Consider the following 253-nt stretch of genomic DNA (forward strand, 5'->3'; position numbering starts at 1 on the left):
CCGAAAGCTTTCCCAAAAATCGAAATAGGGAAAAAGTTATTCGAATTAGGGTCACTCACTGGATTAAAAAACTCACCATGACAAAGTGAATCCAAACCCTTACCACCCGCAGCGGCAGCGGCAGCATAACCGTTTGCGGTAAAAACCGTGCTCATGAGCAACAAAATACCTGCCCTTAACTTCAATCTTTTAATTTGATATTTCAATTAAAACATCCTCTAAATTTAAGTTATCGATATCGAAACGTACAGAT

The 253-nt window shown here is 38.7% G+C and carries 1 protein-coding gene; it reads right to left on the bottom strand.

What is annotated here, in order from left to right:
• Nucleotides 1–206 (bottom strand): hypothetical protein (locus Q4528_RS14915; RefSeq protein ID WP_303522456.1); only part of this gene is annotated, 206 nt, incomplete at its 3' end.
• Between the last annotated feature and the right edge of the window lie 47 nt (nucleotides 207–253).

This window comes from Staphylococcus pasteuri, assembly GCF_030547725.1.
GTDB classification, from domain to species: domain Bacteria; phylum Bacillota; class Bacilli; order Staphylococcales; family Staphylococcaceae; genus Staphylococcus; species Staphylococcus pasteuri.